Origin of the sequence: Flavobacterium algicola (genome assembly GCF_022399565.1) — a bacterium.
GTDB classification, from domain to species: Bacteria; Bacteroidota; Bacteroidia; order Flavobacteriales; family Flavobacteriaceae; genus Flavobacterium; species Flavobacterium algicola.
The window spans coordinates 725048-750765 of sequence record NZ_JAJTUT010000001.1 but is presented as its reverse complement, the minus strand read 5'-3'; the positions used below and the strand labels follow the sequence as shown (position 1 = coordinate 750765).

Genomic DNA, 25718 nt, shown 5'->3' with positions numbered 1-25718 from the left:
CATAAAAACACAAGAAAATGCTATATTCAAAAATAGAAGGAGAAGGAAAACCACTTTTAATCCTACACGGATTTTTAGGTATGTCAGATAACTGGAAAACTATTGGAGTACAATTGTCAACAGAAGGGTATCAAGTGCACTTACTCGATTTGCGTAACCACGGTCGCAGTTTTCAATCAGAGGAATTTAGTTATGCTTTAATGGCACAAGACGTGTTTGATTATTGTAAAGGACATAATTTAGAAAAGGTCTCTGTTATTGGGCATTCAATGGGCGGTAAAACGGCCATGTTGTTTGCAACTACCTATCCTGAGATGATCGATAAATTGATTATTGCTGATATTGGTCCAAAATTTTATCCGCAGCATCATCAAACGATTTTAGCGGGATTAAATGCGGTAGATTTTGCAAAAAAACCAAGCCGCGCTGATGTCGAAGCTACACTAGAAGAATACATCACCGACTTCGGAACGCGTCAGTTTTTAATGAAAAGTTTGTTTTGGCAAGAGCCAGGTCAATTAACTTTCCGTTTTAATCTTTCTGTTTTCAATAAAAAGTTAGACGAAATAGGGGTGGCCCTCCCAGATTCTGCAGTGTACAACAAACCCACCCTTTTTATTCGTGGTGGAAATTCGGATTACATCAAGGATGGCGATTTCGATGCGATAAAGAAACATTTCCCATTAGCGGCATTCGAAACAATTCCTAATGCTGGACATTGGTTACACGCCGAAAATCCAAAATTGTTTCATCAATTGGCAAAAGATTTCTTAGATAAATAATTTAAACGAACATTATGAAAGTTTTATTTAGAATATTAATTACTGCAGTATTGGTTGTGATTTTATCACATTTAATGCCTGGAGTACATGTAGAAAGTTTTGTAAAAGCTATTTACGTTGCTATTGTTTTAGGGTTACTAAACCTTTTCATCAAGCCAATCTTAGTTATACTAACATTGCCTATCACCTTCATTACATTAGGGTTGTTTTTACTAATTATCAATGCAATACTTATTTTAATATGCGATAATATTGTAGGAGGCTTTAGGGTAGATTCTTTTTTAACTGCCTTTTTGTTTAGTGTTATATTGTCTGTTTCTCAGTCAATTATGTATGCGCTTTTTGGAGAGACTAAATAAATAAAACAGCTTAGTAAAACTATATTAACAATTTTTTTAAGGATTGTTTATATAGTTTTACTAATTTTGTGCTCAATTACAAGACGATGAAAAAAATCCACTTTATACTAATACTTCTGATTGGCGCCTTTATGATGCCAACATCAGTATTTGCATGTGGAAATAATTCAAAACAAAAATCTTGTACCAAAGAAATGTCTTCTCATAAGGGCATGAAAAACTGTTGCAAGAAAAAAACTGGTTCAAACGATAAAGAACACAGTGGTTGCAGCGGTAAATGTGGCAACGCTTTGTGTAGTGTTTCAACATTGAATTTAGGAATTGTTTCGGCCTTTACTATTGAAACAAATTCCGATGTCTTTAATTTTTCTACCAAAAGACAAAAGTTTTATCATTCAGTATCGTTCACTTCTGAAGGGTATTCATCTATTTGGCTTATTCCTAAAATAAGCTAAAAATAATCTGTGACAGCCATTATTCTGTCAAATTCAAAGCTATAAATGCTTTATCCTATTATTTAACGACTTTAAAAATGCAACTTATAATAGTTTTGATACTGTTGTTCGGCCATTTTATACGTCATTCTAATTTTTATCCAATGAAATCAATTAAAAAAGTATTGATAATAACTGTCTTGTTATTATCAACAGTGGCTATGCAAGCCCAAATAAAAAATGCAAAAACAGATACTGTAACTATTCTAGGTAATTGCGGTATGTGTCAAAAAAACATCGAGAAAGCTGGGAACATTAAAAATGTAGCTTTAGTAAATTGGAACAAGGATATTAAAGTAGCTTCTATAACATATGACGCTAATCAACCAATCAAGATGAAATCTTAAAACGTATTGCATTAGCAGGTTACGATAGTGAAAAAAACACTGCACCAAACGCAGCATACAAAAAGCTTTCTCCATGTTGTCAATACGACCGAGAAGCAAAAGAATCAAACTAAAATACATCAAATAATTATCACATTTAAAGTACATAAAAATGAAAAATTTAATAAAAATTGGTCTCTTATCATTAGTTCTAATATTAGCATCTTGCAAAGACAATAAAGAAAATGCATCAGACGACAACAAAGAAATGATTGCTGATAACGAATTATACTTCTGTTCCATGCATCCAGAAATCACTGGTAAAATGAATGATATTTGTTCAGAATGTGGAATGAAATTAACAGAAAAAGTGAGCGATAGAGACGAAACTGTAAGTGTAAAGAAAATGGAGATCATAAAAAGCAAAGCGGCTTTTTCTACAGATCTAATTTTAGATAAATACATTAATCTTAAGAATAAGCTAGCGGCTGATGATAGTAAAGCGGCCGCTGCTGCAGGTACGGAATTAGAACGAGCAATAGAAGATGCCAGATTTGAGATAATCGAAGCAGAATTACAAAATCAGTACACAACGATTACAAAAGCGGCAATTGAAGAAACAGTTGCTATTACTGCAAATTCGGAAAAAATTGCTAATCAAAGAAAGCAATTTGCGGCTTTAAGCCAAAACATGACGTATTTAATTCAAATGTTTGATACTGATAAAATATTATACCAAGATTATTGCCCAATGTACGGTGAAGGTAAAAACGGATATTGGATCAGTGAAGTAAAAGATATTAAAAATCCTTACTACGGAGCTGAAATGTTGACTTGCGGTGGATTAATCAAAGAGTTGTAATAACAAACACAATGTCCTCTAATCTTTTGACAACAGTAATTTTGTCTAACACCTTCTGGTTATGGTTGAAAAATTAATATCCTTTTCTTTAAAAAACCGTGCGGTTGTGCTGCTCGTTTCGCTCGCCCTTTTTGGATGGGGAATTTATAGCGTGCAACAAAATCCTATTGATGCAATCCCTGATTTGTCTGATAATCAAGTGATTGTTTTCACGGAGTGGATGGGTAGAAGTCCGCAGGTAATTGAAGACCAAGTAACCTATCCTTTGGTTTCCAACCTGCAAGGAATTCCGAAAATCAAAAATATTCGTGCCTCTTCTATGTTCGGGATGAGTTTTGTTTACATCATTTTTGACGATGAAGTAGATCCTTATTGGGCAAGAACCCGAGTTCTAGAACGCCTCAATTTTGCTCAACGCTTGTTGCCAGAAAATGTCACACCTACATTAGGGCCTGATGGTACGGGTGTTGGTCATGTTTTTTGGTACCACTTAAAAACCGATAAAATGGATCTTGGAGAGCAGCGTGCCTTGCAAGATTGGTACGTAAAATTTGCTTTACAAACGGTTCCTGGTGTTGCTGAGGTGGCCTCTTTCGGTGGTTTCGAAAAACAATATCAATTGGTATTAGATCCTCTCAAAATGCAATACTATAATGTAAGTATGATGGAGATAATGAAGGCGGTCAAAACGAGTAACAACGATGTCGGTGGTCGAAAATTCGAAATGAGTGACCGCTCGTATGTTGTGAGAGGACTAGGGTATATCAAAGACATTAAAGACGTCGAAGGTATCGCTATTAAAAACTACAATTCGGTTCCTGTGAAAGTGAGCGATGTAGGATCGGTACAAATGGGTGGTGATTTGCGTTTGGGTGTATTTGATGCAAACGGTGAAGGTGAAGTTGTAGGTGGTATCGTGGTGATGCGCTATGGCGAAAACGCCGACAAAGTTATTGCTGCGGTCAAAGAAAAAATGAAAGAAGTTCAAAAAGGCTTGCCTGATGGAGTGACTTTCGAAACCTCTTATGATCGTTCGGATCTAATTGCCAAAGCTGTCGAGTCAATCAAAGGAACGCTTATCGAAGAAATGATTGCTGTGTCAGTGGTTATTTTACTCTTTCTTTTTCATTGGCGAAGCGCCTTGATTATTTTAATACAGTTGCCAATTTCGGTAGCGATAGGATTTATTTTATTGCAAGCTTTTGGCATTTCGTCAAATATAATGTCCCTCACAGGAATCGCACTGGCAATAGGTGTAGTTGTGGATGACGGAATAGTAATGGTCGAAAATGCTTATAGAAGCATATCCGAAAGGCAAGAAGAACTTAATAGTAATCCATAATTTGGCCATGAAAAAATTATTCAAAAAAATATTTAAAAAAGAGCATGATCCGCTGTCTCACGAGGAGCGCATGAAACTCATCGAGGATTCCTCTAAGCTTGTAGGGCCTGGAGTTTTTTATTCGACCCTAATTGTGATTGCTTCTTTTTTACCGGTTTTCCTTTTAACAGGAATGGAAGGGAAATTGTTCAGTCCATTGGCTTGGACCAAATCATTTATATTAATCGTAGATGCAATTGTTGCGATTACATTAACTCCGGTATTGATTAGCTATTTGCTAAAAGGGAAATTACGACCAGAATCGAAAAACCCAATCAATAGAAAATTAGAAACGCTTTACACTCCCATTTTGATTTTCTGCTTAAAATGGCGCAAATCAGTTTTGGCTGTAAATGTTGTAGCCTTGCTTATTGGCGGACTCATGTACACAAGATTAGGATCTGAGTTTATGCCGGCTCTTGATGAGGGTTCGATATTGTTTATGCCGGTTACTTTGCCTGATGTTTCTAATTCTGAAATCAAAAGAATACTACAAGTTCAGGATAAATTGATAAAATCAATTCCGGAGGTGACACACGTTTTAGGAAAGGCAGGAAGAGCAAACACGGCGACAGATAATAGTCCGATTAGTATGATCGAAACCATTATGCTGTTGAAACCTCATAACGAATGGAGATCTGGTAAAACAAAGAGTGATATTGTAAGCGAAATCAATAATAAACTGCAGATTCCCGGGGTGACCAATGGATTTACGCAACCGATTATTAATAGAATCAATATGCTTTCTACGGGTATTCGAACAGATGTAGGGATAAAAATCTACGGTGCTAGTTTGGATACCATTGATGCGCTTTCGCAAAAAATAAAAAAGACATTAGAAGGTACAGAGGGAGTCAAGGATTTATTTGCAGAACCAATTACTGGCGGAAAGTATATCGATATTTCGGCAAAAAGAGACGTGATTGGACGCTACGGACTCACTGTTGACGATGTCAATAATGTGGTAGAAGCTGCTATTGGCGGGATGACATTAACGACAACTATTGAAGGGAGACAACGTTTTTCTGTAAATGCACGCTACGCTCAAGAATATCGTAATAGCATTGACGGACTTAAAAAATTGCAGGTGCAAACTATGGATTTTGGCCCCATTCCTTTAGAAACAGTGGCTGATATCGCCATAAGTGACGGACCTCCAATGATTAATAGCGAAAACGCCATGTTGCGCGGAAGCGTTTTGTTTAATGTTCGTGATCGCGATTTAGGAAGTACTGTCGAAGACGCACAGAATAAATTGAATACCATGATGGCCAAAATGCCAAAAGGGTACTACGTAGAGTGGAGCGGACAATGGGAAAGCCAAATCCGAGCCAATAAAACGCTATCGCTGATTTTGCCGATCGTTGTAATTATCATTTTTATCATTTTGTACTTTACTTACAATTCGATAAAAGAGGCAATGATCACAATGATTACAGTTCCTTTTGCTTTGATTGGTGGAATATTCATGGTGTATTTCTACGGTATTAATTTATCAGTAGCGGTGGCTGTTGGGTTTATTGCATTATTTGGTATGGCCATAGAAACAGCCATGTTGATGACAATATATCTCAACGAAGCCATGACAAAAATGGTTGCAAAACACGGAAACACTGCCGAGACAATCAACGAAGATATTATCAGAGAATATGTTATCGAAGGTTCTGCTAAGAGACTGCGTCCTAAATTAATGACGGTTTTTGTAGCACTCTTTGGTTTGATTCCTATTCTTTGGTCTACAGGAACGGGCGCTGATGTGATGATTCCAATCACGGTTCCATTGATTGGTGGAACGATTTCTTCAATTATTTATGTATTACTAGTAACACCTGTTGTTTTTGAAATGTCAAAATTACACGAACTAAAAACAAAAGGTAAAATAGATATTATCGATGCGAAACATTAAATTATATACGATAGTTTGCTTTTTAGTTTTTGGTTTAACCAATGGGCAAACACTTTCTGTTGATGCGGTTTTAACGGCTATCAAAGAGAATAATCCGCAGTTAAAAATGTACGATGCCGAGATTCAAAGCATGGATGCCAATGCCAAAGGGGCTAAAAGTTGGAGTGCTCCTCAGGTGTCAACAGGTTTTTTTATGACTCCTTATAATACTAAAATGTGGAAAGCTACAGATATGAGTGCCGGAATGGGAGCCTACATGATTGGTGTCACACAGATGATTCCCAATGCTTCGAGACTCAAAGCCGACGCTGATTATATGTACGCCATGTCATCCGTGGAAACTGAAAATAAAAATTTCACGATCAATGAATTGAATGCACTGGCAAAAACAAACTATTACGAGTGGATTGTTTTAGATAAAAAACTAAAAATCACCAAGGACAATTTACGCTTACTCGACTACATGATTAAAAGTATCGAGGTGCGATTCAAGTACAACAAAGACAAGCTTTCTACTTATTACAAAGCCAAATCACAATATAGCGCACAGCAAAGTTTGATTGTAACGATGCAAAATGATTTGATTCAGAAAAAAGTAATGCTCAACACTTTGATGGCTCGCGATAAAAACAGCAATTTCGAAATAGATACAACTTATAACATCAAGAATTTTGAAATGATGCCAATGGATAATTCCGCTTTGTCAGAAAGTAGAAGTGATGTAAAAGCTATTGATCGCACAATGGAATTAAACCAAATGAAAATAGCGATCGAAAAATCAAAGTTACTACCGGAATTTGGAGTGAAATACGATCACATGGTTCCGTTTGGAGATCGCTCACAACAATTTTCGTTGATGGGAATGGTGACTATCCCGATGCCGTGGTCTACCAAAGGAAATAAAGCAGCGATAAATAGTATCCAAATCAAAAATGAAAGTTTGGAGTGGCAAAAACAGATGATCTTGAATGACGCTGCTGGTGCCGTAAATGGCATGCAACAAGAGCTTGTGAATTTAAAAAAGCAATTTGATATCGCTGAGAAAAGTATCATTCCCGCAATAAAACGCAATTACGATACTTCGGTTTTATCGTGGCAAAACAATACAGGAGAATTATTTGAAGTTTTAGATGCTTGGGAAGCTTTGAATATGGCTCAAATAGACAAACTAGATAAGTTACAGAATATATTCAAGACCCAAATTGCTATCGAAAAACAACTTGAAATAGAATAATTATGAATAAATATTTAAAATATAGTATCCTGTTTTTGACTGTTGTAGTGGTGGGACTTGCTGTTTATTATAAAACAGAATTGTTTCATAACACGGATACGCATGCCGCAACTGGTGAGGTTTACACCTGTTCAATGCATCCTCAAATAATCAAGCACGAACCTGGGAATTGCCCTATATGCGGAATGGATTTAGTGAAAAAAGTCAGCGAAGAACAGCCTGAAGAAAGTCAAGACATTAGCTATTTATTGCAACGCACGGATGGTTTTGTAGTAGGTGAATTTGAAAACACAAGGTTAAAGGATACTGCCATTGGTAGCGTGGTTAATTTACCGGGAATGGTGACTTATGATCCTAATTCGTCAGTTACGATTTCGGCTCGAATTAGTGGTCGAATCGAAAGAATGTACGTGAATCGAAAGTTTCAGGCTGTAGCCAAAGGTCAAAAACTCTTTGATGTTTACAGTCCAGAATTGGTGACTGAACAGCAAAATTTTATCTACCTCATCACTAATGATGCTGAAAATAAAACCATTATTAATGCTATCAAGCAAAAGCTAGCGCTCTACGGAATGACTAAAGCACAAATCAATGCTTTGGCTGCAGCCAAAAAAGTAAATCCGATCATTACTATTTACAGTCCCGCAAACGGAATTGTAGATGGAACAGAAAAGATGGATGCTAATGCCGAAGCAAAAATGCAAAGCATTAATACTGAGGTTTTAGGGATCAAAGAAGGAGATTATATCACAAAGGATGTCGCAATTTTTAGGTTGTTAAATACAGATAAAGTTTGGGGCGTTTTTAATATCATTCAGGGATATGCCAGTTTGGTGCAACTAAATCAGACAATTGCGATTACCACAGAATTAGATGCTGAAGAAGTAATTCATGCCAAAGTGAATTTTATCGACACCCAATTAGACCCAAACGAAAAGACCAATCGCATAAGAGTATATCTTGATAATTCAAAATTAAAATTACCGGTAGGTTTGCGTTTGGAAGCAAAAGTTTCGACAAATGCAACTGCTGGTTTGTGGTTGCAAAAAGAAGCTATTGTGAGTTTAGGTACTGATAAAGTCGCTTTTGTAAAAAAAGAAAAAGGCTATCGAGCGGTCAAAGTAAAAATGGGATTAGAAAGAGAGAATTTGGTGCAAATCTTAGAAGGAGTTTCCACTGAAGATGTATTAGTATCAAATGCACAGTATTTAATAGATAGCGGAAGCTTTATAAAAACAAAATAAAGATGAAAAAGCTACATCAATTTGGGATGCTTATTTTAATGATTGCACTTTTGGTGAGTTGTAATTCTAAAAATGAAGAAAAACATGCCGACCATAAGTATCAAGAAAGTATTTATTACACTTGTTCGATGGATCCTCAAATCAAAGAAGAAAATCCAGGGAAATGTCCTATTTGTCATATGGAGTTAACGCCGATGCAAAAGGACAATGGCGCTTATAACGAAATCACATTAAGCGATCAGCAAATAAAATTGGGGAACATTACCATGCAAAAAAGTAGTGCCTCTGAACAATCGAGTCAAGAAAATTTCACAGGAGTTTTAACCCTGAATCAGTCTAATGTCAAGAGTATTTCGGCACGAGCTACGGGTCGTATAGAAAAATTGTACTTTAAAACGGAAGGTGCTTCAATCAAAAATGGACAAGCAGTTTACCAAATTTACAGCGAGGACATTGCGATCGCAAAGCAAGATTATATTTCGGCTTACAAGCAAATGGAGATTCCGGGAGATTTTGGTAAAAATGCCAAAAGCATGATGCAAGCGGCTAAGCAAAAACTATCTTTTTACGGACTCTCAAATGCGCAGATTGAAGCGATTAAAAGAGGCAAAGAAGTATCACCTTATACTACGTTTTATAGTAATTATAGTGGTACCGTTGCCGAAATCACAGCTACCGAAGGAAGTTATGTCATGGAGGGAGCGCCTGTTTTGAAAATCGGGAATTTGTCTACTTTGTGGTTGGAAACGCAAGTGAATGTGAATTACGCCAAGCAATTGCGAGTAGGACAGACGGCTTTGATTTCGTTTGTAGATTTTCCGTCGAAGGAAATTTCGGCAAAAGTATCGTTTATCAATCCAGAAATTAATGCAAGTTCGAGATTGTTGTTGATCCAGATGGAAGTACCCAATACTAATTTAGCTTTAAAACCCGGAATGCAAGCTATTGTAAAATTGACCAAGTCAAATACTAAAGGTATTTTTATTCCTGCAGATGCGGTGATTAGAGACCAAAATGGTAGTTCGATTTGGGTCGAAAAAAGTAAAGGTGTTTTCAAAAATATAAGGGTTACCTTGGGGACTGAATCTAATGGAATGGTAGAACTTATTTCAGATCTAGATCCCGAAGCTAAAATAGTAATCACTGGAGCCTATGCTGTTAACAGTGAGTTTGAATTTCGAAAAGGAAAAGATCCTATGTCCGGAATGAAAATGTAAACTGGTTTGATTCGAATGCAATAATTGATGAGGTTCGAATGCTGTTTTTAATATAAAGTAAACGCGTTGTTTTAATGAAAGTATACATAAAAAATATGGTTTGCAGTCGTTGTGAAAGTGCAGTGACAAAGGCATTCGAAAATTTAAAACTGCCATTGGTGGGATTGACTTTGGGAGAAGCTACGTTGTCAAGAATGCTTTCAAGTGGTGAGAAACTGAATTTAGCTGCGGCATTGCATGTGCTTGGTTTCGAACTGCTAGAAGACAAAACAACACAAACAATCGAAAAGATTAAGAATAGAATCATTGATTTGGTACACCATCAAAATGACAAGTTAAAGGTGAATTTTTCTACTTATCTCTCGGGAGAATTAGGTCAGGATTATAGTGCTTTGAGTAAACTTTTTTCTGAAGTTGAAAGTATGACGATCGAACATTATTTTATAGCTCAGAAAATAGAAAGAGCTAAAGAATTATTAGTTTATGATGAGTTGAGTTTAGGCCAAATAGCAGAACAATTAAACTACAGTAGCGTGGCACATTTGAGTAATCAATTCAAAAAAGTAACTGGTTTAACACCAACACATTTCAAGAAATTGAAAGATAAAGACCGCAAGCAAATCGATGCTTTATAAATGATGCAAATGTCTTCCATAATTGTGTAATGAAGATGAGGTTTAGTATTCGGATCTTTGTATAGCAATATTAAAAGAGCCACATTATGAAACATACCTATATAATTGACGGAATGTCCTGCGATGGCTGCCGTAAAAAAGTAGAAAAAGCATTAAACGAAATAGAAGGTGTTCAAGCGACTGTCTCACTTGAGAATAAAGAAGCGGTGATTACCATGGAAAATCATATTCCAACCACGACTTTTGCTACAGCGTTAGCCGCTTTGGGCAATTATACCATAAAAATGGAAGGCGACTATACAGCTGCTATTCCTGAGGTTGAAAAAAAATCATGTTGCGCATCTGCAACACCACAAAATCTTGATCACGATCATAGCGCTGCACATTCTCACGCTGCAGAGCCGGGTAAATATTATTGCCCAATGCATTGTGAGGGAGATAAAGTGTACGATGAGGCAGGAGATTGTCCGGTGTGTGGAATGCATTTAGTACGACAACCTATTCCTGATCAAAAACAACAATATACCTGCCCGATGCATCCCGAAATTGTTGAAAACGAACCTGGCAAATGCCCAATTTGCGGAATGGATTTAGTGCCTTTAGAAAAAGATCAAGAAGGCGCTGTCACTGAAGTTGAAAAAAAATCATGTTGTGCATCTGCAACGCCGCACAATCACGATCATAGCGCTGCACATTCTCATGCTGCAGAGCCGGGCAAATATTATTGCCCAATGCACTGCGAAGGAGATAAAGTATACGATGAGGCAGGAGATTGTCCAGTATGCGGAATGGATTTAGTGCAACAACCTGTGCTGAATCAAAGACAGCAATATACATGCCCGATGCACCCCGAAATTATTGAAAACGGACCTGGTGATTGCCCAATTTGTGGAATGGACTTAGTGCCTCTAGAGCCAGACGAAAGCGAAGACAATAAAACTTACAATGATTTATGGCGTAAAATGAAAATTTCGATCGCCTTTACATTACCCATTTTTATCATCGCGATGTCAGACATGATTTCCAATAATCCTTTGATGAAAATCTTCGATATGGAAACATGGAATTGGGTGCAATTTGCGCTGTCACTTCCCGTAGTTTTTTATGCATGTAGCATGTTTTTTGTTCGCGCCTATAAATCCGTAATCACTTGGAATCTAAATATGTTTACCCTTATTGGAATTGGTTCTGGTGTTGCGTTTCTGTTTAGTGTTTTTGGTTTATTCTTTCCAGATTTATTTCCGGCGGAATTCAAAACCGAAGATGGAACAGTGCATCTCTACTTTGAAGCTGCCACAGTAATTTTGACTTTAGTTTTATTGGGACAATTGTTAGAAGCAAGAGCACATAGCAGAACCAGTGGCGCTATTAAAGAATTGATGAAACTAGCGCCGACTGAAGCAACAATTGTGGTGGACGGAGTAGATAAAAAAATCTCCATCCATGATATTAAAAAAGGCGATTTATTGCGTGTAAAACCAGGTGACAAAATTCCCGTTGATGGAAAAATAACCAAAGGGGAAACCACGATCGATGAGTCGATGATTTCTGGAGAACCTATTCCTGTTGATAAAACGGTTGATGATTCGGTGATCTCAGGAACGATTAACGGAACCAAATCATTTGTAATGGTGGCAGAAAAAATAGGTTCTGAAACCTTGCTTTCGCAAATCGTACAAATGGTTACAGATGCCAGCCGTTCTAGAGCGCCAATTCAAAAACTAGCAGATAGAATCGCAAAATACTTTGTACCAATTGTAGTAGGGGTTTCAATTATCACATTCTTCATTTGGGCAATCTTCGGACCTGATCCTGCTTTGGTTTACGGATTCATAAATGCCATTGCGGTGTTGATTATTGCTTGTCCGTGTGCGTTAGGTTTGGCTACCCCCATGTCGGTTATGGTAGGAGTAGGGAAAGGAGCGCAATCTGGTGTTTTGATTAAAAATGCTGAGGCGCTTGAAATCATGAACAAAGTAGACGTTTTGATTACTGATAAAACAGGAACCATTACAGAAGGGAAACCATCTGTAGATAAAGTGTATGCTACGCAGAAGAATGAGCAAGAGTTGCTGCAAATGATTGCTTCGTTAAATCAATATAGCGAACACCCTTTGGCGCAAGCCGTAGTCGATTTTGCAAAAGCGAAAAACACAACGTTAACGGAAGTAAATGATTTTGATTCGATTACCGGAAAAGGAGTTTTAGGAACTGTCGCAGGTAAAAAAGTAGCTTTAGGAAACAAAAAATTAATGGATCAAGTGAATGCTCAAATCGATGCAGAACTTGAAGATGCAATCATAGCAGAGCAAAAACTGGGAAAAACAGTTTCTTATATTTCAGTGGATGGGGTAGCAGTAGGGTTTGTAACGATCAAGGATGCCATCAAAGCTACTAGTGCAAATGCGATTAAAGAATTGATGGCACAAGGAATTGAAGTCATTATGCTTACTGGTGATAACGAAAATACCGCTAAAGCTGTGGCCGATGAATTGCATTTGACCTCCTATATTGCAGGTTGTTTACCAGCAGATAAGTTGAACGAAATTAAACGTTTGCAAGCCGAAGGTAAGATTGTTGCTATGGCAGGTGACGGAATAAATGACTCACCAGCTCTGGCTCAAGCCAACGTAGGAATTGCAATGGGAACGGGATCTGACGCTGCTATTGAAAGTGCAAAAATCACTTTGGTGAAAGGAGATTTGCAAGGAATTGTAAAAGCACAAAAATTAAGTCATGCCGTGATGAAAAATATCAATCAGAATTTATTCTTTGCGTTTTTCTATAACGTGATCGGAATCCCAGTCGCAGCCGGAATTCTATATCCATTCTTTGGATTATTATTATCGCCAATGATTGCCGCTTTGGCCATGAGTTTCAGTTCAGTTTCTGTAATTGCAAATGCACTTAGATTGCGAAATTTAAAATTGTAATAGTAATATAAAAATGATAAAACATGGAAAAATCAAACAACAACAACAAACAGTACAATACATTTTTTTTAATGTTAGGTCTTTCATTCGTAGCAATGTATATCACTATGTATTTGAATACTTATTCGATAGACCACGTATATTTTAGTCTTACTAGGTTCTACATGAGCTGTTTGGGGATAGCTGCAATGGCAGTGATAATGTTATCCCTGATGATGGGGATGTATAAAAATAAGAAGAAAAACGCAGCAATATTTCTAGGGAGTGCGATTCTTTTTAGTTCTGCCTTGTTTCTAGTTCGTACTCAAAAGCCAATTATAGGTGATGTTTTATGGTTAAAAGGAATGATTCCTCATCATTCTATTGCCATAATGACTAGTGAAAGAGCAGACATCAAAGATCCTGAAGTAAAAAAGCTAGCTGACGATATAATTAAAGCGCAAAAAAAGGAAATTCAAGAAATGAAATTAATGATAAAAAGGTTGGAGAATGAGAAATAATACTATAATTCTATTCGCTTTACTACTACTAACTTCATCGGCAATCAAAGCACAGAAAGTAGTTCGATACGATTTGTATGTTAGAGATACCATAGTGAATTTCACAGGAAAAGAGAAAAGAGCTATAGCAGTCAATGGAAAGATTCCGATGCCGACTTTAACTTTTACAGAAGGTGATATTGCAGAAATTCATGTGTATAATGAATTGAAAGAAGGAACCTCTTTGCATTGGCACGGCTTGTATTTACCCAATAAAGAAGATGGTGTTCCTTATTTGACACAGATGCCTATAAAGCCAGGAACTGAGCATGTGTACCGATTCCCGATTGTTCAATCGGGTACGCATTGGTACCACAGTCATAGCGGTTTGCAAGAGCAAATTGGGATGTATGGTTCTTTAATTTTAAAGAAAAAAGTAGACGATCCAACTTTTAGGAAAGGCATTGATGATCTTCCGCAAGTTCCCGTTATTTTAAGTGAATGGACAGATTATAAACCAGAAAATGTGCATAGAATGTTGCACAATGCTTCAGATTGGTTTGCAATAAAAAAAGGAACTACTCAAAGTTATGCCGAAGCCATTAAAGAAGGTCATTTTAAAACCAAATTAACCAACGAGTGGAAGCGCATGTTGGCGATGGATGTAAGCGATGTGTACTACGACAAGTTTTTGATTAATGGAAAAACAGAAAGTCAGTTATCACAATTTAAAGCAGGTGATAAAGTACGGTTGCGCATTTCTAATGGTGGAGCCTCTTCTTATTTTTGGTTGACTTACGGGGGAGGGAAAATAACAGTGGTAGCCAATGATGGGAATGATGTTGATCCAATTGAAGTTGATCGATTAATTATTGGGGTATCTGAAACCTATGATGTGATTGTTACTGTTCCTGATAAGGATACTTCCTATGCATTTTTAGCAACTCCGGAAGATAGAACAAAATCGACTTCAATTTATATTGGAGAAGGTGAAAAAAAAGCCGCCGATCTTCTGCCAAAATTGAAATATTTTGAAGGTATGAAGATGATGAACAACATGATGAATATGGACGGTACCATGGATGACATGGGAATGAGTATGAGCATGCAAAAAATGGATATGAATACCGTTATGTATCCAGAATTATCAGCAAGTACAAATATGAAGATGGACGGTAAAATGGACCATTCCAAAATGAACATGAAATCAGAAGAAATAGATCATTCCAATATGGAACATTCAATGGCGGGAATGACGTCTGATAAAGTGGATAGGAAAGAAGGCGAAATGGATCACGCCAAAATGGACCATTCAAAAATGGATATGAGTTCAAAAAAATCCAAGATTATAACATTGAATTACGGGATGCTCAAATCTCCAATAGCAACTACATTGCCTAAAGAGGCAGCAGTTCGAGAGCTTCGTTTTGAACTGACAGGAAACATGAACCGTTATGTTTGGAGTATGGATAACAAAGTACTATCAGAAAGCGACAAGATTTTAATCAAGAAAGGAGAAATTGTTCGCATCACTTTATACAATAATTCGATGATGCGTCATCCAATGCATTTACATGGTCATGATTTTAGAGTATTGAACGGAAAAGGGGATTATGCACCATTGAAAAACGTTCTAGATATTATGCCGATGGAAACCGATGTAATTGAATTTGAGGCCAATGCTGATGGTGATTGGTTCTTTCATTGCCATATTTTATACCACATGATGGCGGGAATGAATCGAGTTTTTAGTTATGAAAACTCAGCACCCAATCCACTTTTGCTAAATAAAGAGAAAGCATATGAGAAATTACAAGCCGAAAGTAACGCGCTTCATTTTATGGCCGAAAATGATTTCGCGACCAATGGAAATGATGGTCAAGCGATGTTACAAAATGCAAGATGGAGTTTTGGAACCGAATGGCGATTAGGTTATAACGACCATCACGGTTATGAATCTGAAACGCATATTGGGAGATACATTGGAAGAAATCAATGGTTTATGCCCTTTATAGGTTTTGATGCACGGTATCGAAAATTAAATCATGGTGAAGTAGAAGAAAATTTATTTGGACAAAGTAGTACCAAAGACAAAAGAATGCAAGTAAGTTTAGGATTTAATTATACGTTACCTCTATTAGTAGTAGCTCAAGCCGAAGTCTACCATGATGGAAACGTTCGTTTTCAATTGATGCGTGAAGATATACCATTGACCAAAAGATTACGAATGGCATTTATGGTCAATACTGACAAAGAATATATGGCTGGACTAAAATATATCGTCGGCAAAAACATGGGTATAACTACTCACTATGATAGTGATATGGGAGTAGGTTTTGGATTGAATTTGAATTATTAAACCCTTTTTTAATAAAAAAACGGAGTTTTTCAACTTTAAAAAATGCAAAAATATAAAAAAGATTAAATCTTTTTCTTGCGTTAAGTGCTAGTTATAAATATTTTATGCTTTATGATATTCAAAAATATAATTTTAGTATTATGCTTTTAAAATTAGGCTTTGCATATTTCAAAAAAAGTGTTAGTTTTGCAACCGCAATATAAAAGCAGGGCCCGTTCGTCTATCGGTTAGGACGCATGGTTTTCATCCATGTAAGAGCGGTTCGATTCCGCTACGGGCTACAGAAAAATATAGGCTAAGCCTCGAAGACAAAATGTTTTCGAGGCTTTTTTTTGCTTGTTAGACAATCACTTTTTTGTAATTTGGTCAAAAAATAAAAAATCTATGTTGCTACTTTCTGAAATTTGGATCTATCCTGTAAAATCTTTAGGCGGAATTAGTCTTAATGCTTCTGTTGTTTTGGACCGTGGTTTAGAACATGATCGCCGATGGATGTTGGTAGATGAGGAAGGAGTGTTTTTATCGCAAAGAACAACACCGCAATTGGCCTTGTTCAGCACCGATATTAGTGATGGTTTTTTAAAAATTTCTCATAAATCAACTGAGAAAGAATTTGTAAAAGTTCCTTTGTTTCCGAAATTTGATTCTGATGACAGTAAACTGACAGCAGTTGTTTGGGACGACAGTATCGCATCCTATGAAGTCGATAAAGAGGTTTCAGAGTGGTTTTCTGCAATTTTAAAACGAAAGGTACGGTTGGTGTACATGCCAGAAGATAGTAATCGTAGCGTTGATCCCAAATACGCGTTAACTACAAATGATGTCACTTCTTTCTCAGATGGATTTCCTTACTTAATAATTGGCCAATCATCTTTGGATGATTTAAATGCTCGTATGGCAGCACCAATTACCATTAAACGTTTTCGACCAAATTTTGTTTTTACTGGCGGAGTAGCTTATCAAGAAGAAACTTTCAAACATTTTAAAATAGGTTCGGTATCTTTTTATGGTACAAATGCTTGTGAGCGTTGCGTGCTTACGAACGTGGATCCAGAAAGAGGAGTTATTGCAGGTAAAGAACCTCTGTTTACTTTGTCAAAATACAAAAGATCAGGGAAGAATGTCATCTTTGGTCAAAATGTAATAGCAGTAGATAGGGGAAATATAAAATTAGGAGATTTACTTTCGTTCTAAAAGCACAAAAAGAAACAGATGCTGTTTCTTTTTGTGGAGTATTTTTTGGTTATAATTCGCTGAAAATTGTTTTAATTTCGCCAAACGTAATAGGTTTTACCAGATATTTCCCGTTGAGGTTAAATTGTTCCGCTCGTATTTTATCTTCTGCACTAACTGAACTTGTCAAAATAAAGATATGGATTTTGGCCTGTATCGGAATCTTCAAAAATTCTTCGAGAAACTGCCATCCATCCCAGATTGGCATGTTTAGATCCAATAATATAATCTCGGGTAATTTTTGAGAGGCAACTATAATTGCTTTTAAACTATCATAAGCTTCTTTACCATCTTTATAGACCACTATGTTATTAACTAAGCCAGATAGTTCAACATATTTCTTTGTAATAAATAGATGTGTTGGGTCGTCATCTATTATACAAATTTGATCAATTTTCTTCATATTCAAAATATATTTTAAAGGTGGTGCCTACATTTAGTTCACTTTCGACTTCGATTTTTCCTCTCATTGCTTCGATTTGATTTTTAGTGATAAACAAACCGATTCCGCGCGAGTCAGCATGGTTATGAAATGTCTTGTACATACCAAATAATTTTTGACCATGTTTCTCTAAATTTATTCCAAGTCCATTATCTATAAACTTTAAAATTATGTAGCTTTTATTTTTTTGTGCTTGTATTTTTAAGAAACTTTCTCTTTCTGTAGAACTGTATTTAATAGCATTGGTCATAAAATTCATAACGATACTATCAAGGTAGGCGGGAATAGCCTTCACTTTTATACTTTCCTCTATTTCATTGTAAATGGTGACATTAGCATTTTTAGCTTGTAGTAGTAAGCTATTGATGTTATTTTCAATTACTGGTTTTAAAGCAACTAATTGTAGTTTCTCTTTGTCAGAAAGATTTATTTGAACAACCTCTGTTAAGTGCTTAATTGTTTCAGAAAGATTCTGAGAGGATTTTTTTAAATATTCAAAAATTTCAGTAGTTCCAAAATCAGGATGTTCTGATTCGGTTAATTCGATTAGTGACGAAATTCCGCCAGAGTGAGAACGCAGGTTGTGCGATACTATGTAAGCAAAATTTTTAAGTCTGTCATTTTGTAATTCGGCTATCTCCAGTAACTCTGCAGTCTCCCTCTCAACTTTTTTCGTTTCAGTAATATCTGCGGCAACACCTAGGTAGCCTGTTACCTTTCCTTGATGCTTGATAGACGTGACAGAAAGTAGTACAGACAAAGTTGATTTATCCTTTCGTACATACGTCCATTCGTTAGTTTCATGAAGATCAATCTCAACTTTTTCTTTAAATTGATCATCATTGTCTATTTCATTTTCACCTTCTGTTCCTTTGTCAGAATAGAAAGCTTTAAGCTCGTCTTCCAAATGAAATACTTGAGGCTCGTACTTTCCAATTACTTCAGTTGAGGTGTAGCCTAGCATTTGTTCGGCTCCTCTATTAAATAAATTTATTTTTCCATCTAGATCGGTACCAATAATCGCTACCTGGGTGTTGGCATCCAAAATGGCCTGAGTATTAGCGAGCGTATTGGCTAGCTGAATTTCAAATTGTTTGGTTGTAGTGATATCTACAATTTGAGTTACAAAATACTGAATCTTACCAGCTTTATTTTTAACAGTTGAGACGGCCAAAATGATATGAATCATATTGCCATTCTTATGGATGTAGCGTTTCTCTAAGGTGTAATTGTCAAGTTTACCTTGTACTAACTGTTTAATTAGGTGTAATTCTGATGAAGTATCTTCAGGATGTGTAATGTCGGCAACGGTTAGATTCATTAATTCTTGTTCAGAATATCCAAGAATTTCGCAAAGCTTTTTATTAACCTTAAACCATTTTCCTTTTTCATTAAGTAAAGCCATACCAATTGCTCCGTGCTCAAAGCTTCCTCTAAAGGCTTCCTCACTGATACGTAATTGGTCTTCAATGTTTTTTTGATCGGTAATATCTTGAAAAATTCCAATAAGCTTATTTGCTTGGTTTTTTTCCTTCCAAACTCTACCAGCAGAGCGTACCCATTTGTGACTGTTTTTTGCTGATATAAAGCGACACGTTAAATCAAATGGCTGTTCTGTCTTTAAGGTATGAGCAATTGCATCCAAAATTTTTTGTCGGTCATCAGGATGGTAAAAGTCTATTGCTTTTGATTTGTTGTGATTGTAGTCTAATGGTAGTTCATATATAGAATACACCTCATCTGTCCAAATAGTTTCATTTGTCGATAAATCTAGTTCCCACGTTCCTACATGATTGATACGTTGACTTTCTTTAAAAAGTTCGGTTATTTTTTTTAAACTATTATTTTGCTTTTTCAGTGTAATTGTCTTTCGGTGCAATTCAAGTAATTTCATCACCTGTGTTGAAAGTAATTTCAACGAATCAATTTGATTTTTATTTAATGTTTTTGGTTCATCATCTATCACGCATAAGGTGCCCAAAGGATACCCTTTTTTCGTCACCAATGGCATTCCAGCATAAAAAACCACCTGTGAACTGCCCGTTACCAAAGGGTTGTCAAAAAAACGTTTGTCTTTTGTAGCATCTTCAATAATAAATAACTCTTTTGGTTTATTTATAGCATGAGCACAAAAGGCAATTTCTTTAGGTGTTTCTTTTGTATCTATGCCGTGGTGTGATAAAAACCACTGTTTGTCTTCGTTAAGAATAGATATCAACGAAATTTTGGTACCACAAATTTCCGCTGCCATTTTAGTCAAAAAATCATAGTCGGAATTTTCTAATTCTCCCATAATATTATAGGATCGTAGCTCTTGCAACCTTTCGTTTTCGTTACTTGGAATGTCTGGATATGTCATAAATAATCAAATAATATTTGGTGCAGACTATTGCCTAACTACAAATAAACAATATAAAAGTAATCTTATTATCGGGCCATTCAAATTTATTCTAGATAAATTAATCGAATTTACTATTTTTTTAAGCTAATTGAATTGAAGAGAGACGAGTTAATTGATGTCAGAATAGTTTGCTATTTATTTTAAGAATATCATATATACGGTAGTTAGCTGTAGGTTGATCTATTGAAGTTAAACCCCTTGGCATTCAATAAATAAAAAAGCTTGTATGGCTTCTAAAAATTTTATAATTTTGCCACCCAATTTTATTATGTAAATTAAAGACGAAGATGGATATCAAAAGAGTAGCAATAGACACAGTAAGCGAAACAATAGTAATGAATGTGGTTCACATGGATTACAAAGGTCAAGTAGCCAAAAGATTAAATGAAAAAATGCCTTTAGCACAAGTAAAGGGTTTTAGAAAAGGGGCTGTGCCTAAAGATTTAGTTGAAAAACAATACGGAAGAGAAATCAAACAAGAAGAAATTAAAAAAGTTGTTGATTTAGCTCTTGAGCGTTATATTCAATCAGAAAGATTGAACCTTTTGGGAACTCCACTTCCAGTAGCGAATGATGCAATTGATTGGTCTGCAGAAGAACTAACTTTTGAATTTGAAATTGGTTTAGTGCCAAATTTTGAATTGAATTTAGATGCAGAAAATGAAATAGTAAAATATGTAGTTACTGCAGATGATAAATTAATTGATGGTCAAGTAGAGCGTATCCAAAAACAATTTGGAACTGCAGTTCCACAAGAAGCTGTAATCGAAGGTGCAGACTTGAAGGGAATCTTTACTAATGAAGCAGAAGGAATTGGTAACACTACTACAGTGCCATTGTCAGCTTTCAAAGACAAAGCTACTGCAGATAAATTTATCGGTAAAAAAGTAGGTGACGTAGTTACTGTAAATACAAAAGATTTATTTGAAGATGCACATCAATTGATGGATTACTTAAAAGTAGAACACGATAATGTACATGACTTAGCAGTTGATGTTGATTTTACTATCGAAGAAATCACTACATCTGAGCCAGCAGAATTGAATCAAGAATTGTTTGATAAATTGTTTGGAGCAGGAACTGTTGCTTCACTTGATGAATTGAAAGCAAAAATTAAAGAAGATGCTGAATCTCAATTCGCTCAACAAGCAGACCAAAAATTACTAGGTGATGTAACTGAATTTTTGATCGAAAGCACAAAATTCGAATTGCCAGCAACTTTCCTTAAGAAATGGTTGCAAACAGTAGGTGAGAAAAAATTATCTCCAGAAGAAGCTGAAGCAGAATATGCACGTTCAGAAAAAGGATTGCGTTACCAATTAATTGAAGGTAGAGCAATGTCTCAAACTGATATCAAAGTTTCATTTGAAGATTTGAAAACTTTCACAACAAAAAATATTCGTCAACAAATGGCTCAATTTGGTCAAACAAATCCAACTGACGAAGAAGTTCAAGGAATTGTAGCAAGAGTTTTGTCTAACCAAGATGAAGTTAAAAAACTTTCGGAGCAAGTTGTTGCTGAGAAATTGTTAGAAGTTTTCAAAGAAAAAGCAAAACCAACTATCAAAGAAGTAACTTACGATGAATTTATTGCTGCGTCTTACGGAGAATAATTTCAAAAAAAAATAAGTATATTTGAGCGTCATTAGATTTTTTCTTTGACGCTCTTTTATTTTAAGGAGCTTTTCCAGTTGTACGTTACAAGTTTTTTTAGTCCTGCCTTTTTTTGTAAGGTAAAAAAAGAGCTTCCTTTGGTCGCTTTTTTCTAACAACAAAAAATAGTCAGTAATTTCAAAAAGCTTTTCACTTCCATCTGGGCTAAAAAGATAAGACATATTGGCACTATCTGTAAAGCGGAATGACCTTTGCAGTAATCAAATAAGTAATAAAGACACAAAGTTAAACCTGAAATAAAAAAATATGAACTACGGTAAAGAATTTAAAAAATTTGCTACAAAGCACCAAGGAGTCAATGCAATGTACTACGATAAAATTGTAGCTGCTATGAATCCTACCAATATGACTCCCTATATTATCGAAGAACGTCAATTGAATATTTCTCAATTAGATGTTTTTTCAAGATTAATGATGGACAGAATTATATTTCTAGGAACTGGTATCGATGATCAAATTGCAAACATTGTACAAGCACAATTGCTGTTCTTAGAAAGTGCAGATGCTTCAAAAGATATTCAGATTTATTTGAATTCTCCAGGAGGAAGTGTTTATGCTGGTTTAGGAATTTATGATACTATGCAATACATCAAGCCTGATGTAGCAACAATCTGTACAGGTATGGCAGCGTCTATGGGAGCTGTGTTATTATGTGCAGGGGCAGAAGGGAAACGTTCTGCATTACCACACTCAAGAGTAATGATTCACCAACCATCAGGTGGAGCTCAAGGTGTAGCTACAGATATGGAAATCAACTTACGCGAAATGTTGAAACTGAAAGATGAATTATACAAAATCATTTCTCAGCACTCAGGACAAACTTTTGACAAAGTGCACACAGACAGTGAGCGTGATTACTGGATGAAAGCTGATGAAGCAAAAGAATACGGAATGATTGATGAAGTGTTGAGAAGAAGTTAAATTAGTTACAAGTTTGATGTCTCAAGATTCTAGTTGCACAAGTAACTTGAAACTTGAAAACGTTCAAACTTTAAACAAAAAATAATGGCAAAAGAAAAATTAGAATGTTCATTTTGTGGACGAAAAAAGCCTGAAACCAATTTGTTAATTGCTGGTATCGATGCGCACATATGTGATAAATGTATCGAGCAAGCGCACGGAATTGTACTCGAAGAAATTAAGTCGGGTAAAGGAGCCAATGTCGTAGGAGATTTGATTTTACAAAAGCCGAAAGAAATTAGAGCTTTTCTAGATCAATACGTAATTGGTCAAGACCAGACTAAAAAAGTAATGTCTGTTGCGGTTTATAATCACTACAAACGTTTGATGCAACAGCAACAAGACGATGAAGTAGAGATTGAAAAAAGTAATATCATAATGGTAGGGCAAACTGGAACTGGAAAAACATTAGTTGCAAAGACAATTGCAAAAATGTTAGATGTTCCTTTGGCTATTGTAGATGCTACCGTATTAACAGAAGCAGGTTACGTTGGTGAAGATGTAGAAAGTATTTTAACTCGTTTATTGCAAGCGGCAGATTATGATGTTGCAAAAGCAGAACGCGGAATCGTTTTTATTGACGAGATTGATAAAATTGCTCGTAAGAGTGATAATCCATCTATTACACGTGATGTATCTGGTGAAGGTGTGCAACAAGCTTTGTTAAAACTACTTGAAGGAACAGTTGTAAACGTGCCGCCAAAAGGAGGTCGTAAACACCCCGACCAAAAGTTTGTTGAAGTAAATACGCAAGATATTTTATTTATTGCAGGTGGAGCTTTTGACGGAATTGAAAGAATTATTTCAAAACGTTTGAACCGTCAGGCAGTAGGATATTCTACTTCAAAAAATGTAGATAACATTGATAAAGACAACTTGCTACAATATATTATTCCAAAAGACATCAAAGATTTTGGATTGATTCCAGAGATTATTGGTCGTTTGCCAGTACTAACTCATATGGACCCTTTGGATAGAGAAACTTTACGTTCGATCTTGACAAAACCCAAAAATGCGTTGATCAAGCAATACCAAAAATTATTCTTGATGGATGAAGTGGAGTTCACTATCACTGACGAAGCTTTAGATTTTATAGTTGATAAAGCTCTGGAATATAAATTAGGTGCTCGTGGATTGCGTTCGCTTTGTGAGGCGATCTTAACAGATGCCATGTATGAATTACCAAGTTCTGAGAATAAAGTGCTCGTAATTGATAGAGAATATGCAGAAGAAACTTTAAATAAAAACTTATTGAAACGATTAGAGATAGCTTCATAAAATCAGATTTTCGATACTATACAAAACCTATTCATTTATTTGAATAGGTTTTTTTTGTGGTCTACATCTAAATCAGGTTGTCGATTCAAAAAATCACTCAATATCCTTTTATATAAACATTAGATTACCGATTTTTGTTAAATCGTAATCAATAGAGATACAAAATGGCAATAGAAGATAAGGAGATTATATTATTAAAAGTTTCTGGTCAAGACAAACCAGGGGTAACAGCTGGGTTAACTGCGGTACTTGCTACTTACAATGCAATTATATTAGATATTGGTCAAGCCGATATTCATGATACTTTATCACTAGGGATTTTATTCGAAATAGAAGCGGGTTCTTGTTCAGCTCCTGTTCTTAAGGATTTATTATTCAAAGGATATGAACTCGGAATCAAAGTGAAGTTTATTCCTATTTCTATTGATGATTATGAAAGTTGGGTTAAAACGCAATCTAAACAACGTTATATAATCAACATTTTGGGCGAAACACTTGCAGCAAAACAAATTGCGGCGGTTACCAAAATAATGTCAGACCAGCATTTGAATATTGATTCTATAAAAAGATTGACAGGAAGGACTTCTATCATTGATGTAGAAGATTATCCTCGCTCTTGTGTACAGTTATCTGTTTCAGGAACTATCGTAGACAAAAAGTTGATGACGTCTAGTTTTATGAAAATTTCGAGAGCTTTGGACGTTGATATATCATTTCAAGAAGATACTATCTACCGAAGAAACCGTCGTTTAGTTTGTTTTGATATGGATTCGACTTTGATTCAAACCGAAGTAATAGATGAGTTAGCCGATTTGAATGGAGTAGGAGAGCAAGTGAGAGCTATCACCGAATCTGCTATGAATGGCGAAATTGACTTTACAGAAAGTTTTAAACAACGTATGGCGCTGCTAGAAGGATTGAGTGAAGATGTACTTCGTAACGTCGCTGTTAATCTTCCAATCACCAAAGGAGCTCATCGTTTGATGAAAGCTTTGAAATATTATGGATATAAAACCGCTATACTTTCTGGTGGATTTACTTATTTTGGTGAATACCTTCAAAAAGAATTAGGTATTGACTATGTTCACGCCAATCAATTAGAAATAAAAGACGGAAAGTTAACAGGTAATTATTTGGGCGAAATTGTTGATGGTAAAAAGAAAGCCGAATATTTACAAGCGATCGCCGATAAAGAAGGTATAAATATCAATCAAACTATTGCTGTAGGAGATGGAGCAAACGATTTACCTATGATAAATTTAGCTGGATTGGGAATTGCTTTTCATGCCAAACCTACGGTTAAAGACTGTGCAGAAACATCAATATCAAGTTTAGGACTTGATGGAGTTTTGTATTTATTAGGATACCACGACAGACACATCGACATGATGGATGAAATATAAAATTAAAAATAATTTGATACAAACGGTAGTGCTTTAAAAGTGCTACCGTTTTTTTTTCGTTGAATTTTCTCTTAAGATTTTTACAGTCACTGGATTATTTCCGAGTTTTAAACCTT

20 protein-coding genes, 1 tRNA gene and 1 pseudogene are annotated in these 25718 nt (G+C 35.7%); 20 read left to right on the top strand and 2 right to left on the bottom strand.

All coding sequences use genetic code 11. From position 1 onward, the window contains the following. Positions 1–17 precede the first annotated feature (17 nt). The 16 genes and pseudogenes from LXH21_RS03230 (at position 18) to LXH21_RS03155 (ending at position 17405) form a co-directional block, all read left to right on the top strand. Positions 18–782: an alpha/beta fold hydrolase gene (locus tag LXH21_RS03230; protein ID WP_239862720.1), complete on the top strand. Its 765-nt coding sequence runs from the start codon at positions 18–20 to the stop codon at positions 780–782. Between the two features lie 14 nt (positions 783–796). After that, complete coding sequence (locus tag LXH21_RS03225) at positions 797–1141, top strand: phage holin family protein (protein WP_239862719.1); 345 nt, start codon at positions 797–799, stop codon at positions 1139–1141. 86 nt (positions 1142–1227) lie between these two features. Then, complete coding sequence (locus LXH21_RS03220) at positions 1228–1596, top strand: hypothetical protein (RefSeq protein WP_239862717.1); 369 nt, start codon at positions 1228–1230, stop codon at positions 1594–1596. Between the two features lie 143 nt (positions 1597–1739). After that, positions 1740–2083: pseudogene (locus tag LXH21_RS03215) on the top strand (heavy-metal-associated domain-containing protein); the annotation flags it as partial. 50 nt (positions 2084–2133) lie between these two features. Continuing rightward, positions 2134–2823 carry a DUF3347 domain-containing protein gene (locus LXH21_RS03210; protein ID WP_239862715.1) on the top strand — a complete coding sequence of 230 codons (690 nt, stop codon included), beginning with the start codon at positions 2134–2136 and terminating at the stop codon, positions 2821–2823. Positions 2824–2884: 61 nt separating this feature from the next. Beyond that, positions 2885–4165: an efflux RND transporter permease subunit gene (locus tag LXH21_RS03205; protein WP_239862713.1), complete on the top strand. Its 1281-nt coding sequence runs from the start codon at positions 2885–2887 to the stop codon at positions 4163–4165. Positions 4166–4172: 7 nt separating this feature from the next. Next, positions 4173–6110: an efflux RND transporter permease subunit gene (locus LXH21_RS03200; RefSeq protein ID WP_239862712.1), complete on the top strand. Its 1938-nt coding sequence runs from the start codon at positions 4173–4175 to the stop codon at positions 6108–6110. After that, the gene (locus LXH21_RS03195; protein ID WP_239862710.1) at positions 6097–7344 is read left to right on the top strand and encodes a TolC family protein; all 1248 of its coding nucleotides are present in this window, start codon (positions 6097–6099) and stop codon (positions 7342–7344) included. Before LXH21_RS03200 ends, LXH21_RS03195 begins: the two co-directional genes overlap by 14 nt. 2 nt (positions 7345–7346) lie before the next feature. Continuing rightward, positions 7347–8588 (top strand): efflux RND transporter periplasmic adaptor subunit, encoded by a 1242-nt coding sequence (locus tag LXH21_RS03190; protein ID WP_239862708.1) that lies wholly within the window; start codon positions 7347–7349, stop codon positions 8586–8588. A gap of 2 nt (positions 8589–8590) precedes the next feature. Then, the gene (locus LXH21_RS03185) at positions 8591–9805 is read left to right on the top strand and encodes an efflux RND transporter periplasmic adaptor subunit (protein WP_239862706.1); all 1215 of its coding nucleotides are present in this window, start codon (positions 8591–8593) and stop codon (positions 9803–9805) included. 74 nt (positions 9806–9879) lie between these two features. Beyond that, positions 9880–10440, top strand: coding sequence for a helix-turn-helix domain-containing protein (locus tag LXH21_RS03180; protein WP_239862704.1), 561 nt, complete (start codon positions 9880–9882; stop codon positions 10438–10440). 86 nt (positions 10441–10526) lie between these two features. After that, entirely contained in the window at positions 10527–13373 is a 2847-nt protein-coding gene (locus tag LXH21_RS03175; RefSeq protein ID WP_239862703.1) for a heavy metal translocating P-type ATPase, read from the top strand. A gap of 23 nt (positions 13374–13396) precedes the next feature. Continuing rightward, on the top strand, positions 13397–13873 hold the full coding sequence (locus tag LXH21_RS03170; RefSeq protein ID WP_239862701.1) for a DUF305 domain-containing protein: 477 nt from the start codon (positions 13397–13399) through the stop codon (positions 13871–13873). Further along, positions 13863–16211, top strand: a complete 2349-nt coding sequence (locus tag LXH21_RS03165) for a multicopper oxidase domain-containing protein (RefSeq protein WP_239862699.1) — start codon at positions 13863–13865, stop codon at positions 16209–16211. The genes LXH21_RS03170 and LXH21_RS03165 overlap by 11 nt, the downstream gene beginning before the upstream one ends. A 209-nt stretch (positions 16212–16420) precedes the next feature. After that, positions 16421–16492, top strand: a tRNA-Glu gene (locus LXH21_RS03160). Between the two features lie 103 nt (positions 16493–16595). Beyond that, positions 16596–17405 (top strand): MOSC domain-containing protein, encoded by an 810-nt coding sequence (locus LXH21_RS03155; protein ID WP_239862697.1) that lies wholly within the window; start codon positions 16596–16598, stop codon positions 17403–17405. A 49-nt stretch (positions 17406–17454) separates the two neighbouring features. Here LXH21_RS03155 and LXH21_RS03150 read toward each other — a convergent pair whose 3' ends face one another. Next, positions 17455–17847 (bottom strand): response regulator, encoded by a 393-nt coding sequence (locus tag LXH21_RS03150; RefSeq protein ID WP_239862696.1) that lies wholly within the window; start codon positions 17845–17847, stop codon positions 17455–17457. Then, on the bottom strand, positions 17834–20245 hold the full coding sequence (locus LXH21_RS03145; protein WP_239862694.1) for a PAS domain S-box protein: 2412 nt from the start codon (positions 20243–20245) through the stop codon (positions 17834–17836). The genes LXH21_RS03150 and LXH21_RS03145 overlap by 14 nt, the downstream gene beginning before the upstream one ends. Before the next feature lie 329 nt (positions 20246–20574). Between LXH21_RS03145 and LXH21_RS03140 the strand changes: the two genes are divergently transcribed. The 4 genes from LXH21_RS03140 to serB all read left to right on the top strand — a co-directional run bounded on the left by LXH21_RS03140 (position 20575) and on the right by serB (position 25602). After that, positions 20575–21900 (top strand): trigger factor, encoded by a 1326-nt coding sequence (locus LXH21_RS03140; protein WP_239862692.1) that lies wholly within the window; start codon positions 20575–20577, stop codon positions 21898–21900. Between the two features lie 307 nt (positions 21901–22207). Beyond that, positions 22208–22882: an ATP-dependent Clp endopeptidase proteolytic subunit ClpP gene (gene clpP / locus LXH21_RS03135; RefSeq protein WP_239862691.1), complete on the top strand. Its 675-nt coding sequence runs from the start codon at positions 22208–22210 to the stop codon at positions 22880–22882. 84 nt (positions 22883–22966) lie between these two features. Beyond that, positions 22967–24199, top strand: coding sequence for an ATP-dependent Clp protease ATP-binding subunit ClpX (gene clpX / locus LXH21_RS03130; protein WP_239862688.1), 1233 nt, complete (start codon positions 22967–22969; stop codon positions 24197–24199). 164 nt (positions 24200–24363) lie between these two features. Further along, complete coding sequence (gene serB, locus LXH21_RS03125) at positions 24364–25602, top strand: phosphoserine phosphatase SerB (RefSeq protein ID WP_239862686.1); 1239 nt, start codon at positions 24364–24366, stop codon at positions 25600–25602. Positions 25603–25718 lie beyond the last annotated feature (116 nt).

What these genes read in the sequence shown, in the direction of transcription:
- LXH21_RS03230 (WP_239862720.1), top strand. Translation starts at nt 18, where the DNA reads ATGCTATATTCAAAAATAGAAGGAGAAGGAAAACCACTTTTAATCCTA.
- LXH21_RS03225 (WP_239862719.1), top strand. Translation starts at nt 797, where the DNA reads ATGAAAGTTTTATTTAGAATATTAATTACTGCAGTATTGGTTGTGATT.
- LXH21_RS03220 (WP_239862717.1), top strand. Translation starts at nt 1,228, where the DNA reads ATGAAAAAAATCCACTTTATACTAATACTTCTGATTGGCGCCTTTATG.
- LXH21_RS03210 (WP_239862715.1), top strand. Translation starts at nt 2,134, where the DNA reads ATGAAAAATTTAATAAAAATTGGTCTCTTATCATTAGTTCTAATATTA.
- LXH21_RS03205 (WP_239862713.1), top strand. Translation starts at nt 2,885, where the DNA reads ATGGTTGAAAAATTAATATCCTTTTCTTTAAAAAACCGTGCGGTTGTG.
- LXH21_RS03200 (WP_239862712.1), top strand. Translation starts at nt 4,173, where the DNA reads ATGAAAAAATTATTCAAAAAAATATTTAAAAAAGAGCATGATCCGCTG.
- LXH21_RS03195 (WP_239862710.1), top strand. Translation starts at nt 6,097, where the DNA reads ATGCGAAACATTAAATTATATACGATAGTTTGCTTTTTAGTTTTTGGT.
- LXH21_RS03190 (WP_239862708.1), top strand. Translation starts at nt 7,347, where the DNA reads ATGAATAAATATTTAAAATATAGTATCCTGTTTTTGACTGTTGTAGTG.
- LXH21_RS03185 (WP_239862706.1), top strand. Translation starts at nt 8,591, where the DNA reads ATGAAAAAGCTACATCAATTTGGGATGCTTATTTTAATGATTGCACTT.
- LXH21_RS03180 (WP_239862704.1), top strand. Translation starts at nt 9,880, where the DNA reads ATGAAAGTATACATAAAAAATATGGTTTGCAGTCGTTGTGAAAGTGCA.
- LXH21_RS03175 (WP_239862703.1), top strand. Translation starts at nt 10,527, where the DNA reads ATGAAACATACCTATATAATTGACGGAATGTCCTGCGATGGCTGCCGT.
- LXH21_RS03170 (WP_239862701.1), top strand. Translation starts at nt 13,397, where the DNA reads ATGGAAAAATCAAACAACAACAACAAACAGTACAATACATTTTTTTTA.
- LXH21_RS03165 (WP_239862699.1), top strand. Translation starts at nt 13,863, where the DNA reads ATGAGAAATAATACTATAATTCTATTCGCTTTACTACTACTAACTTCA.
- LXH21_RS03155 (WP_239862697.1), top strand. Translation starts at nt 16,596, where the DNA reads ATGTTGCTACTTTCTGAAATTTGGATCTATCCTGTAAAATCTTTAGGC.
- LXH21_RS03150 (WP_239862696.1), bottom strand. Translation starts at nt 17,847, where the DNA reads ATGAAGAAAATTGATCAAATTTGTATAATAGATGACGACCCAACACAT.
- LXH21_RS03145 (WP_239862694.1), bottom strand. Translation starts at nt 20,245, where the DNA reads ATGACATATCCAGACATTCCAAGTAACGAAAACGAAAGGTTGCAAGAG.
- LXH21_RS03140 (WP_239862692.1), top strand. Translation starts at nt 20,575, where the DNA reads ATGGATATCAAAAGAGTAGCAATAGACACAGTAAGCGAAACAATAGTA.
- clpP (WP_239862691.1), top strand. Translation starts at nt 22,208, where the DNA reads ATGAACTACGGTAAAGAATTTAAAAAATTTGCTACAAAGCACCAAGGA.
- clpX (WP_239862688.1), top strand. Translation starts at nt 22,967, where the DNA reads ATGGCAAAAGAAAAATTAGAATGTTCATTTTGTGGACGAAAAAAGCCT.
- serB (WP_239862686.1), top strand. Translation starts at nt 24,364, where the DNA reads ATGGCAATAGAAGATAAGGAGATTATATTATTAAAAGTTTCTGGTCAA.